This window comes from Paenibacillus sp. HGF5, from assembly GCF_000204455.1.
Classification (GTDB): domain Bacteria; phylum Bacillota; class Bacilli; order Paenibacillales; family Paenibacillaceae; genus Paenibacillus_AQ; species Paenibacillus_AQ lautus_A.
Map to the genome: position 1 here is coordinate 13,323 of NZ_AEXS01000056.1, position 12,768 is coordinate 26,090.

Genomic DNA, 12,768 nt, shown 5'->3' on the forward strand with positions numbered 1-12,768 from the left:
TCTGCTTCCCCCTACCGTTCTTCTACCGGAATGTAAATTTCAATGTAATGATTGTCGTACTGGTTATAAAGATTGACTTCAAGAGAATGGCCTGCGATCTGTAGTCCGCGATTGCGAATGAAAGCTTTCATCTGATCATAGTGATCATCCATCTTGGCATAGTCGTCCCTGCCGATAATCACGCATTTTCTGGCACAGTAGCGAGGCTCTAGTCTCTGAAAGACGGAAGAGTCATCCTCCATCGGGAAGGTGGACAGAATGCCATTGTACAGGTAATTGTGATAACGGCCTGCGTTAAGGTTATCTTGGGACACGATCGATATGGTATGGCAGAATGCAAGCCATTCCTTGGCATTGATTCTGCGAACCTGTTCCTGTACTTTACCCCCGAGTCCTTGATCGGCGCTCTCCATGATAGAATCGGTAAGAAGCACCCAGCACGGGTGGCTTAGTACAAGCTCAATGACCTCCGTGTTATCGAACCGTTGCAGCTGAACATCCAACACTTCCAGCTTGTGAGACAAATGTTTCAAATAAGTCCGCTGGCGATCGATGTCTTGCCGCTTGTCGGAGAGCAGCCTGCGCATAGCGTTTAGGCTGTTGTCCCGAAGCAGCGCTTGGATTCGCTCGATCGACACATCCATGGCCCGCAGCATTCGAATCGTGATAAGTGAATCGAACTGCTCAAGATCATAATAGCGGTACTTGTTCGCGTCCCGATTGCGGGAATGAAGGAGTCCGATCTTATCGTAATAACGCAAGGTATCGATCGGGATATCCAGAATTTTGGACACTTCGCCAATCGTAAAATTCAAATTTAACGCCGATTCCTTCACATCTTCACCCCCCCTCTTCTGGCATTATTGCTGAACGCGGAGATGTCATCCTCTTTTTTCTTATCAAAAGGGTACAACGCCATCGGAATTAATCCGAGGAGAAAAGCAGCCAGCGGAATCAAGCCGGTTGCTACCCGAATGCCGAGCATGGCGGACTCGGACTGTTCCGCCGCAAGACCGTCATATCCGTATGCCCCGATCACATTAATGAAGATAACCGTTTGCAGGCTGGAGAAGGCGACCGTGAATAACGAGAACAATCCGTTGAACAGCCCGGTTTTCCGCACGCCGGTCGTGCGTTCATTCTCGTCGATGAGCAGCGCCGGGGCAGGAGATATTGCCGTTCGAAGATAGTTCACAGCAAAAACGATCAGAACGTAGGATGCCGCCGCGGTCCATATGCCGTCAGCAAGAAAAATCCCGCCGTATCCGAGCACCACGAAGATGGTCCCCAGGTATACACTCTTCTTCGTTCCATTTTTTTTGACGATAGATCCCATGACCGGCAAGAACAGGAGCGCGATCACATGCGTACTCACATCGATGACGGTAGCTTCGATACCCGTTGATTGCACTACGCTATCCATGTAGTAGAGAAACGGCGTAAAGTAGAAAAACACGGGGCCGGTGACGATGGTAAATATAATAAAGGTGAGGAAAGGCCTGGATTTGATGATCTGCCCGGCTTCTTTGTAAACCTCTTTTGTATCGATATGCTGCTTATCCAGCGATTCGTACATTTGCGCATCTTCTCTCAGTCCCCTCAGGGCCCAGGTGAAGAATATCGCTTCTGCCACGATTACGGCAGAGAAGATCGGGATGATAACCTCCTGCTTTCCGTCCCCAACGAGCAGCAGCGTCGGAATCAAGGTGATCAGAAATGACATCGCCTGGGATAAATAGTTCTGGATCACACCAACATCGATGCGTTCCTCCTTGGTTGGAGCCGCGATCAGCATAAACGATTGATAGGCTATACTGTAAGCGGTTGCAGCCGTGTCGTAAATAAATAGCAGCCCGGTATACAGCAGAAAGATCAACCACTGATCCCATGCCGGATTAGACAGCATCATGAGGAAGGAGGCAACGATCATGAACGGCACCGTCACTCTCATGATATAGACGTATTTCCCACGCTGTGCGCGATGCCTCATTCGATCGATCCATACGCCAAGCACCGGGTCGTTGATCGCGTTCCAGATGTTATAGATAATATACACCCAAGCGACATACTTCGGACTGAGACCGATGATATCCGTGTAATACTTCAAGAACACATTGTGGATGAGCACTCCCCCGACTGACAGGATCGGACCAGGAAGAGCCAGGCGCCATTTCTCCCCTAGAGTCAGTCCGGTAGCAGTGAAGCGAAAGGCTTGCCGCAAGGCACTTCGCGCTTTACCTAACATTTACCATCCCCCGATCGTTCAACGTTTCAACCAGCTCATGTATCTTGGACTCATTGTAAACCATGGAGTAACTCCAGATGAAATAGCTTTGTTCTTTTTTTCTAATCGTTTTTTTCCCGGAAGAGCGGATTTTATTGTGTCATATTTCTGGTCTACTTGGATTGCCAGAGGCTTGTGAAGTTCACTTAAATAGGGAGACTTGGGGCCTGCGAAAATATTGCGAACCCGAGAAAATTATGTTCCTTGCTATCCAAATCGGGGCGCGACTATGATGGAAATGCGGAAGCGGGCCCGAATTAACCGAAATCGCCAAATGGAAGGGGAAGATCATGAAAACAATCGATCCACCCAGAAAACGCCGATCATTTCACATCCGTGATAATGTTCAGCCTTACCTGATAATGCTTCCCGTTCTGCTTCAAATTTTTATTTTCAGCTATATACCCATGTATGGACTTGTCATTGCGTTTCAGGATTATTTCCCAGGAAAACCGTTCTTCTCATTGACGGAAACGAACTGGGTTGGATTTAAGCATTTCATCAATTTTTTCAATGGGCCTTATTTTGGAAGGCTGATGCGGAACACGTTTTTGCTTAGTTTCTTTATTCTGGTGTTTGGCTTTTGGGTGCCTATTTTATTCTCATTATTGGTAAACGAACTGCGACATGGCTTCTTTAAGAAGTTTGTGCAAACAGCTAGTTACTTACCTCATTTTATTTCGAACGTCGTTGTAGCGGGTATGGTGTTGTCCTTTATCAATGTTGATGGCATCATAAACGTTATTATCAAAATGTTTGGAGGCACAGCAATTGCGTTAAACACGGAGCCGGCTTATTTCCCGGCCATATATACCATCGCTAGCATATGGAAGTCATTCGGCTGGAGCAGTATTTTGTATCTGGCAGCCATGTCTTCCGTTGATCCTCATTTATATGAAGCAGCCAAAATGGACGGGGCCAACCGCTTTAAACAAATGCTGCATATTTCGCTGCCATCCATTCGTCCAACCATCTTTATTTTGCTTATTTTCGCAGTCGGCGGTCTGTTTTCGGCCAATACCGAGTTTATTCTGTTGATATACAATCCAATAGTGTATGAAACAGCGGATGTTATTGGCACCTATTTGTACCGCGATGGCCTGCTTGGCGGTAATTTCAGCATGGGGACAGCAGTCGGACTATTTATATCGATTCTTAACTTCACGCTGCTGTATTTCGCAAACTCGCTAAGTCGAAAATTTGCAGATTTCGGCTTGTGGTAAGGGGGAGTATCATGGCCTTGGTACGTAGAAAACCGAACAAGATCAAGGAAGGCTCTGTCGTGGTCGACATCATCCTTCTAGTGATTGCGTTAATTCTCTGTATAATCACACTATATCCTTTTTATTTTGTCATTATCATGTCTATCAGTTCGCCTTCAGAAGTAGCGGCAATGAATGTCTTTTGGTTTCCTAAAGGCTTCAACCTCAGCTCTTATGAAGTGATTGTAAAAGATCTGAAAATGTGGTGGGCATATTCCAATACGTTGATTTACGTTGGAGTCGGTACCATATTGAACTGCTTGATGGCTGTGTTGGGGGCTTACCCGTTAACCGTACGAAATCTAAAGGGGAGAAAATGGGTGGTCGCGTATCTGCTGATCCCTATGTATTTCGGGGGTGGCTTGATTCCTTCCTTCCTGCTGGTGAATAAACTAGGGTTGTACAATACGATGTTGGCGATCATTATACCTGGGATGGTCAGTATATGGAATATCATTTTAGTAAGAACGTTTTTCACCACAATTCCCGATGGACTAAAGGAATCTGCTTTTATCGATGGCGCTTCCCATCTGCAGCTGCTGTTTAAGATCATCATACCGATTTCCAAACCTATTCTTGCGGTTATCGCTATTTATTCGATTGTCGGCATTTGGAACAGCTGGTTCGATGCGCTCGTATATTTGCCGAATGAGAAGCTTCATCCGCTGCAAATGTATTTATACCGAGTCATCGTGCAGCAGTCCGTGGATCTGAAGATGCTCTCGATGGAGGATACCAAAAATGCGGTAGCGAACATGCTGTCCAACATTCAACTAAAATATACAATCATCGTCTTTACAACGTTACCGGTCATTTTTACGTATCCATTCTTCCAAAAGTATTTCATCAAAGGAGCGCTTCTTGGTTCTTTGAAGGAATAGATCTACGGATAAGTTAACTTACATCTTAGTGAAAGCGATTACTTCGGGAGGTTGTTCAAAAAAGTGCTGCAAACCAGCCTTTTCGAACACGCACTTGTCTAACGAAGGAAACTGTATCAAAAGTATCTGATAGCGTTATTACATTTTAAGGGGGAAGCTTAGAATATGAAACGTTGGAAAAGATCATTGATGTCCATCATGGTGGCAGTTCTTGTCATCGGGACCTTCACTGCATGCGGAAGCTCAGGCTCCAGTAATGGAAACGGTAATAAGGAGGAAGCTGGTGGCTCTGGTTCCGGCACAACAGCAAGCAAGCTTAAATTGCTGGGGCCAACCGGTAGCAACAAATACATCAAATTTGAAGACAGAGATAAATACCCTGTATGGAAGGAAATAGAGAAGATGATCCAGGATGCCAATTTGGATCTGGAATATGAACTGGTTCCAAATGAGCAATACAATGTAGTCATTCAGACGAGAATGGCGTCAGGTTCATCTCTACCTGGCATAGTCAACATTTCGGCTTTGGATAACACGACCGTGCTGAATTTGGCAAAGCAGGGTGTTCTGCTTGACCTGAAGCCACTGATTGAGAAGTATAGCAACGGCAACATTAAAAAAATGTATGATGAAGAATTCCCTTATGCTAAAAAAACGACAACCTCCCCTGACGGTAAGATGTATTGGTTCAGCAATCTGCATAAAAAAACATATCAGGACAAAGATCCGGCTCCGGTAGCTCGAACCGTGTTGATCCGCAAAGATTGGCTTGATAAGCTGAGTCTTCCGGTACCAACAAATGCTCAGGAATACTTAGAAACGTTAAAAGCGTTCAGAGATCAGGATGCCAACGGCAACGGTAATAAAGACGAAGTTCTGGTTTACGATACAGGTAAATTTGAGGACGCTATTGCTCAATGGTTCGGACTTGGCACAGACATTACAGCGGTTGATGTAGAAAATAAAAAAGTCGTTTCCCCATGGTACCAGGAAGGGATCAAGGATTACTTTCAATATATGCAGCAGCTCGTAAAAGAGGGGATTCTCGATACGAGCCTGGTTGGTGCGACCATCGAGCAAAGACAACAGAAAATGACGGAAAACAAAGTTGGTTCTGTAACCGACTACAATTTGGAAACCTTTTTAGAGCCGACCATCAATGGCGGAGGAGAGTTTCTCCCATTGATGCCACTCAGTGCAGTTGACAATATTACTCCAGCCGTACAGGTCGAACCGCCGTTCCTCGTATGGCAGAAATATGCAATTACCAAAGACTGCAAAGACGTGGAAGCAGCCATCCGATTTTTCGATATGATTTATTCGGACAAATATGCTGATCTTCTTTATTGGGGAATCGAAGGACAAACTTATAAAAAAGATAGCAACGGGGCGAAAGTGTTTATCGAGAATATATCGGACGAAGAAAGAGCCAAAACAGGTCAAACTCCAGGGATTAAGATATTCGGGGATACGGTGTTCCCTCGCGTTCAATTTGCTAACCTGGAATTCGAATTGTCCGGTGTATCCAAAGAAAAAGCCGATCATGAGCTGAATATACTCAAATACAAACCATACTTCGTTAATATGAACGGTAACTATCTGGCAATTCCGGATGAAAAGCAGCTTGAAACGAAAACAAAAATTTTAACGAACCTCAGGACTTATTCGGAAGAGCTTGCGACCAAGCTTATTCTAGGTCAAAAATCGCTCGACAATTGGGATGAATATATCTCCGAAATGAAAAAGTTAGGACTTGATGATTTAATTGCAATTGATCAGCAACTGCTTGACAGATATAACAGCATCCAGTAACGCATGCATTTGGGAAAATGGACGTTCTCTCTGGCCGCAAGGGGAGTTCGCTATTTTCCCCTTCTGCTTCATAATGGAGTGGAATTCAACCTGAGGAGGGGTGCCTTTGAGACATGGAAACTTTGGAAGTGGCACGTTTAGAAAGACCTTTTTGTCTTACACCGCAATCTTGCTGATTCCAATCATCGTGTTCAGCACCTTGAATGTACAGCGAAACATCCAGGAGGAACGGCAGCAGTTGCATGACAAGCACACCTCGGATGCCAACCGGATTGCAGCAGTCGTCGATAACAAAGTAAACGAGCTTAAAAATATGGGCAATCTGTTGAGCAGTGAATCATGGGTTAAGAAGATGATGCAAAATACGAATGTGTATGATAATGAGTTTGATTTGATAAGAATGCTAGAAATCCGCAAGAATTTCGAAAATTCAGTCAGCTCTTTGAATATTCTGTCTTTCGGGATGATTATGTTTCCGGAGAAAAAGCAGACTTTTTCTTCATGGGGGGCCTTTGCGGAAGATGATTTTTTCTCTGGCATCGCCGTATTTGATAACGACATTCGGCAAATGATCCAAAATACGACTCTTGAACAGCAGTATTTCAAGATTATGCCGCCGGTAACCGTGAAGTTGTGGGGAAACAACAAACGCGTGATCCCGATCTTTCAAAGCCTGGAGGTTGTAAATCATCCGCGGGGAGTGCTTGTATTATTTATTGATAGCGCTTACTTTACGGATTATATGCACCGTTTCGGAGGGATCGAATCCAAGGAAATTCTAATTACAACCCATGGAGAACCGATCTACAGACAGACCCGGGGTGTAGCCGTGGAGGGAGGTGAGGACCGTCAAAGCTATGAGTTTGTAGTGCCTTCGAAAGAAAGCGATCTGGAATATAAAATATCCTATATTAATACTAGTGTGATCGGTATTAATAATCTCTTCAGCTCGCTGCTGGCCATTTTAATTTCTGTCGCTATTGGTACCTTAATGGCCTTTTTGTTGGCCAAAATCAGTTATCGTCCGCTGGGAGCTTTGTTGAGTAAGCTGTCTGCATCGATCCGTTATGATGACGTCAAAGACAGCACGACCTTCGATTCCGAATACAATTACATCGAAAAGTCGTTTGACCGGCTGATCCATGAAAATGAAAAGCTTCAGCGATCGATGCAGGATTACGAAAAGGCCGCTAAATCCAACTTGTTCCAGCGCCTGCTCAAGGGTTATTTTACAGATGATCAGCAGATCAATGGATTAGAAAAATTCGGCATCGGTTATAACGATGAAATGTATTATTGCACATTGCTGATCAGCTTCCACGCCATTCGCGATATCTCTAATTACGATAGCTTACGCAAAATCGAAATGATGACGATTGTGATTGTCGAGAAAGTTATGAGCCGGTACGGGTTTGATTATGAACTATTTGAAGTGACCAATGCGGATAAAGCGCTGATTTTATCCTCCGAGAGCATCTTCGGACAGGAAGGCATAATGGAGCAAGTGGCCGTCAGCATTACGGCGGAGCTCGAGCAGACCTGCGGATTTCATCCTTATGTATTGTCAGGAACCGTTGAGGAAGGGCTTGTCGGTATCAGTAAATCGTATTATGCGGCCAATGAAAATCTGCAGTATATTTTGTTTTCGCGAGACCGTCTTCCCATATCACAGGAGGAAGCTGTCCAATCCATTGTCGACTATTATTATCCGACAGATTGGGAGGTGCAGCTAATTAATAATCTGAAGATCGGGAACCTGGATACATCGATGCAAATTCTGCACGAAATCAGTACCGAAAACGGAAAACGCAATTTGTCCAAAGCTAGTATGAACAATCTGGTTTCATTGTTAATGGAAACGATGTTGAGAGTATTATATGAGCTTAACCTTGATATAGGCATCTACTCCAAACAGTTTGCTAATCGAGTTAAAGGAGAAGATATCGGGGAGATGTGGAGCTATGTATATGAATTGGGAACCTTGATTTGCGAGCGGAACCGGTATTCCAACACATCATTGACAATTGAAGCAGGCAGCCAATTGCTGCAGTATGTCAACGAAAATTACACCAGCGCCGACATTTCGTTAAAGCAGCTCGCCGAAATATTCCAAATGTCGGTTTCCAAGGCATCCAAAATCTTCAAAGAAGTTTCCGGAATCAATTTTTATGATTATTTATGCCGGCTTCGTATGGAAATGGCTAAGGAGTTGTTGAGAGAAAGAAAATGCGGCATCAATGACATCGCCCGCCGTGTAGGCTATGAAAATGTATATTCCTTCAAACGCGCATTTGCCCGTTATGAAGGCATCAAGCCGGATGAATACATGGATTCGGCGATGTGATCATATCCAATCTAAGGAGGAATCATAATGAAATTTAGGCGAATCGGAAGCTATCTTCTATCTGCATTGCTGTTGACGGGCATTCTGCAGCCCGTTGCGCAAGCTGATTCATCGCAACCGCAGTTAGCATCGAACGGCAATAATGGAGGGAACGAAATGAATGTAGCGCTAGGCAAGCCTTATACTGTCTCGGAGCCGGCGAATGATCCGTACCCCGATACGGGCGGCGAATTGACCGACGGCGTACTGGCAAGCGACGACCCTGCCGACGAGGCATGGACCGGATTCTACAAAGGTTCCAGCCGAGTCATCACGATTGACCTTGGCAGCGATCAATCGGTCTCGTCCATTCGCGCTAACTTCTTGCAGATCCCATCCGCAAAGATTCAATATCCGAACGCGGTGTCGATCTATACCTCGAAAAACGGGAAAGACTGGACGGCGCTGAAGCATGCAGGGCCACCTGTGGCGTTCTGGATCGGTGTTAACCCTCCCCGATACACCTTCGAATGGGACGCTGTGAAAGACGGCGTTCCGGGGGGAGGAGATAAGTCTTCGGCGGCCTTCTCCCGTTATGTTAAAGTCCGGTTTACGACCAAGGAATGGGTGCTTCTGGACGAAATTCAGGTCATAGGCCAGGACGGACATATCAAAGGTGCAACGGTTCCCCATGAGAAGGAACAATATCTGCAGCCTGGCGCCCAGACCGGCGGTATCTCCAATTTGGCTCTTTTGTATAATGGACATTACAATAAGGGATTAGGGGACTGGACAACGGAGAAACTGATTCCTTATCTCGCGCATGTAGATCAGAACGGAACGCCGACTGATTGGTTATTCGATGGCATTCTCTATCTGGGTCTCAGTTCGCCTGCTGGCCGTTCATTCGCCATGTCCTTTAACGGGTCCAATTGGGACGATTGGAAATGGTATTTGGATAAGACATTCGCCACCGACGGAGATCTGGATGCCTTGAACGTTGCAGTGGGAGAAGTAATGAAGGAGCTCGGCAAGCCGGGTGGTAAATCCACTGAAAAATACCCGGTGGTTCTTATGGTTCCCTACCCGGCTGAACCGCAGACTAATTTCGGAGACGTAGATGGCGACGGTATTACGGAGAACTTCAACGCCTCTCAAGTCGGTGCCGATGCTTCGCTCGCAAGCAAGAAGAAAGCGGTCGACTGGTATATCGATCAGTTGATCCAGCGCTGGGACGCGAAGGGTTACGATAATCTTAATCTTGCCGGATTATATTGGCTAAACGAAGAAGTAGCGCCGGACGGTACGAATGATGCACAGTTGATAAAACACGCGTCTAACATCGTTCATGACAACGACTTGTTATTCTACTGGATTCCACATCTGCGTGGCTATCAATTCTTCACATGGAAGGAATTAGGTTTTGATGCTGTGGCCTATCAGCCAAACTATTTCTTCCAAGCGGATAGTCCGCTGGATCGTATACGGGATGCGGCTGATTGGGCTAAATCACTCGGGATGGGGATGGAGATGGAGTTCGATGAGCGTATCCTGACAGATGCCAACTTCAGGCAGAAATATTATGACTATCTTAACGGTGCTATCCAATTCGATTATGCAAAGGATACTTTTAGAGCCTACTATCAAGGGAATGACACATTGCTCCAAGCGGCACGATCTGATGAACCGGCAGTTCGCGCCACCTATGATGACATGTACAAGTTCATAAAGGGCAAGTACAGACCTTAAATAGCCCGAACCATTCATACCATTTAGAGCGATACGCAGGCCATCCCGATTGGGATGGCCTTGCTTTATTTAATACTTCGGTTTAAGACTAATGAAAAAAGGAGCTGTGTTGTTCAAGCAAGCTCCTGATCGCTTATAGTCGGTCATCCGATGTGAAGTACAAGGAGACCCCGCCATTAAATTTAAATATAGCTCTGCGTATCTCTATTTCTTGCGAACTTGTAGGTTGCAATCAGCGATAAGGCCAAGGCAAAAGCCAGCAGAATCGCCACGTTCAGAATCACGTCGTTCAGGCCGCTTCCTTGCTGAAGCTTGCCGAACGTATCGAGCAGCCAATACTGCGGCAGGAAATCGGCGATTCGCTGAATCGCTTCGGGCATCACGGAGAGCGGGAATACACACCCCGCCAGCAGCGATGTCGGCATGATCACCATCGTCTGAATTCCGTTAGCCATCATGGTGCTGTCCGAGAACGCGACGATGACCTGCGATAAACTAACCGCGACCAGAGCGAACAGCGACAGAATCAGAAACATCTGCCATAATGGAATGCCTGGCTCGATATGAAAGAACCGGGTCATGACGAACAAGGTGGCCGCAATCTGGATCATCATCAGAACGATGTTCACGATGGCATTCGAGAAGACGTAACTGCGGGCCGTAATAGGCGACGATAAGAGTCTATAGTACGTACGGTTCTCGCGATCCCGGATCGTCAATGCCGATAGATTCACGGCGGAGAATAACATGAACACAACCAAGTAACCGATCGTCCGGTTGGTCATATCATGATTGGCCGATTGATCCGCAACGGTAGTCGTGGACAATTGAAACGTAGAACCGCGATAACCGCTGTATAATTCGTTAAACGCGGCGGCGTCGCCACCCGCTATAACCCCCATGGATGAAATATTCTGGACGTACGCGTTCAGATACGATTTGACATACCCCGTAACCTGAGCGCCCTTAATCGATTCGATCCGGACCGGCTCGGGTGTCCCCTGAATTACGCCTTTCGCAAACCCCTCGGGGAAGATCAGCACCGCATCCAGCTCACCCGACACAACCAAGTCATCCGCTTCCGATTCCCTAATGACCGATGCCTCGGTATGCTCCAATTGAGCAACAAAATCGATCGTATCTTGCGTGACCTTCTGTTCGATATCGTGATTCACGATGCCGAGGGTAACGGAAGCATCTCCGGAGCCCTTGTAGATTAAGGTGGATAGCAGAATGCCGACAATGGGAAGCGCAATAACGAGCAGCAGATTTTTATAATCCTTCAACGAGGTCAATATCGTCTTTCGAATGAGCCAAAGCATATCCTTCAGCATTACAGTCCCTCCCTTCTTCGCATCGAAATCATGGCTATGGCCAGCAGCAGGATGGAAAAACCGATATTCAGCATCATCGCCTGCATGGCCGCCGATCCACTGCCTGAATAAATGAGCTGCAGCAGCGCTTCATTGGACCAATGCAAGGGAGAATACGTTGCAGCCTCCCTCATGAATCCCGTTGTGCTAGAAACCGGCGTATACCCTCCGCCAAAGAAGGCAGCCAGTTGAATAATGACCATGATGACAGCTCCGGCTGCATTTCCCTTCAGCACATAACTGATGCCGAGCCCGAGGCTGAGCGCAAACAGGATCTCGGTGAACAACACCAGGAATACCATGATGGGGTGCTCTCCCCAATAGGCATTGAACATATATTTGCTGATCAGCACAACGATGATGACAAATACGGCATTGATTGCGAGCGTGCCTATTATTTTTCCGGCAAAAATCTCGGCTTTCGTCACTGGTGAGGCCAGTAGGCGCTGTGCGGTATTTCGCTTTCGCTCACTATCGATGAGTCCGCCTGCCGTCAAGGCGCTGTACAGGATGATCATTGTGGTGACCGCAATCGAAAAATAATCAAGCGAACCCGGCTGCCTCGCTCCCTGTATGGAAGACTCCAGCACATAGCTCCCTCCATCATCAACAAGCGGCTTGCTCTCATATGCCGGATCGATCTTCGCGGCTTCGGCTGACAGCCGGTACCGGTCGGTAAATGCGGACAGCATCCCTTGCACAATCCCGTTCTCCAGGCTGCTGCGGCTGTTTCCCTCATAACGGATGCCTTGGCCGTCCATCTCCACGTAACCGGTGTACCGGTTGTTTCTCACTTCCTGTCCTCCGTCCATGCCTTCCCCGACTTGATCAAAGACGATGCCCGATGAGCGCTCCGCCTCCTGCATGAATGCCTGCCATTGCTCCGTAAGCGCGGGTTCTGCTCCGTTGTTATGGTATAACACCCGAATGTCTCCAATCGTGGTACTCCCGTTAAAAGCATTCGAAAGCGCCGTCCCCAGGATCAGAATGAGCAGCACCGGGGTTGCCAGCATGAATACCAGCATCTGTGGCTCCCGGACGATCTTCATCTCCTTCAGCGCGATTCTCAGTACGTTCATGTACT

At 46.7% G+C, this 12,768-nt stretch carries 9 protein-coding genes; 5 read left to right on the forward strand and 4 right to left on the reverse strand.

What is annotated here, in order from left to right:
• Positions 1–11: 11 nt before the first annotated feature.
• The gene (locus HMPREF9412_RS09010) at positions 12–836 is read right to left on the reverse strand and encodes a MerR family DNA-binding transcriptional regulator (protein WP_009591148.1); all 825 of its coding nucleotides are present in this window, start codon (positions 834–836) and stop codon (positions 12–14) included.
• A complete protein-coding gene (locus HMPREF9412_RS09015) occupies positions 833–2,245 on the reverse strand; it encodes an MFS transporter (protein WP_083829916.1) in 1,413 nt (470 codons plus the stop codon). The genes HMPREF9412_RS09010 and HMPREF9412_RS09015 overlap by 4 nt, the downstream gene beginning before the upstream one ends.
• A 329-nt stretch (positions 2,246–2,574) precedes the next feature.
• Here HMPREF9412_RS09015 and HMPREF9412_RS09020 point away from each other — a divergent pair, with 329 nt between their 5' ends.
• From HMPREF9412_RS09020 to HMPREF9412_RS09040, 5 genes are all read left to right on the forward strand, one after another.
• Positions 2,575–3,507, forward strand: a complete 933-nt coding sequence (locus HMPREF9412_RS09020) for an ABC transporter permease (RefSeq protein ID WP_009591183.1) — start codon at positions 2,575–2,577, stop codon at positions 3,505–3,507.
• A gap of 11 nt (positions 3,508–3,518) precedes the next feature.
• Positions 3,519–4,427 carry a carbohydrate ABC transporter permease gene (locus HMPREF9412_RS09025; protein WP_009591152.1) on the forward strand — a complete coding sequence of 303 codons (909 nt, stop codon included), beginning with the start codon at positions 3,519–3,521 and terminating at the stop codon, positions 4,425–4,427.
• 165 nt (positions 4,428–4,592) lie between these two features.
• Positions 4,593–6,239, forward strand: a complete 1,647-nt coding sequence (locus tag HMPREF9412_RS09030) for an extracellular solute-binding protein (protein ID WP_009591209.1) — start codon at positions 4,593–4,595, stop codon at positions 6,237–6,239.
• A 100-nt stretch (positions 6,240–6,339) separates the two neighbouring features.
• Positions 6,340–8,583: a helix-turn-helix transcriptional regulator gene (locus HMPREF9412_RS09035; protein ID WP_441295362.1), complete on the forward strand. Its 2,244-nt coding sequence runs from the start codon at positions 6,340–6,342 to the stop codon at positions 8,581–8,583.
• Positions 8,584–8,610: 27 nt separating this feature from the next.
• Positions 8,611–10,311 (forward strand): DUF4855 domain-containing protein, encoded by a 1,701-nt coding sequence (locus HMPREF9412_RS09040; RefSeq protein WP_009591164.1) that lies wholly within the window; start codon positions 8,611–8,613, stop codon positions 10,309–10,311.
• A gap of 182 nt (positions 10,312–10,493) precedes the next feature.
• On the opposite strand, the gene HMPREF9412_RS09045 is transcribed toward HMPREF9412_RS09040, so the two are convergent.
• Both HMPREF9412_RS09045 and HMPREF9412_RS09050 read right to left on the reverse strand, forming a co-directional pair.
• Positions 10,494–11,645, reverse strand: a complete 1,152-nt coding sequence (locus HMPREF9412_RS09045; protein WP_009591213.1) for an ABC transporter permease — start codon at positions 11,643–11,645, stop codon at positions 10,494–10,496.
• Positions 11,645–12,763, reverse strand: a complete 1,119-nt coding sequence (locus tag HMPREF9412_RS09050; protein WP_009591163.1) for an ABC transporter permease — start codon at positions 12,761–12,763, stop codon at positions 11,645–11,647. Before HMPREF9412_RS09050 ends, HMPREF9412_RS09045 begins: the two co-directional genes overlap by 1 nt.
• Positions 12,764–12,768 lie beyond the last annotated feature (5 nt).

Excerpts from the sequence above, each read along its gene's own strand:
- HMPREF9412_RS09015 (WP_083829916.1), bottom strand. The coding sequence starts at position 2,245 with ATGTTAGGTAAAGCGCGAAGTGCCTTGCGGCAAGCCTTTCGCTTCACT.
- HMPREF9412_RS09020 (WP_009591183.1), top strand. The coding sequence starts at position 2,575 with ATGAAAACAATCGATCCACCCAGAAAACGCCGATCATTTCACATCCGT.
- HMPREF9412_RS09025 (WP_009591152.1), top strand. The coding sequence starts at position 3,519 with ATGGCCTTGGTACGTAGAAAACCGAACAAGATCAAGGAAGGCTCTGTC.
- HMPREF9412_RS09030 (WP_009591209.1), top strand. The coding sequence starts at position 4,593 with ATGAAACGTTGGAAAAGATCATTGATGTCCATCATGGTGGCAGTTCTT.
- HMPREF9412_RS09040 (WP_009591164.1), top strand. The coding sequence starts at position 8,611 with ATGAAATTTAGGCGAATCGGAAGCTATCTTCTATCTGCATTGCTGTTG.
- HMPREF9412_RS09045 (WP_009591213.1), bottom strand. The coding sequence starts at position 11,645 with ATGCTGAAGGATATGCTTTGGCTCATTCGAAAGACGATATTGACCTCG.
- HMPREF9412_RS09050 (WP_009591163.1), bottom strand. The coding sequence starts at position 12,763 with ATGAACGTACTGAGAATCGCGCTGAAGGAGATGAAGATCGTCCGGGAG.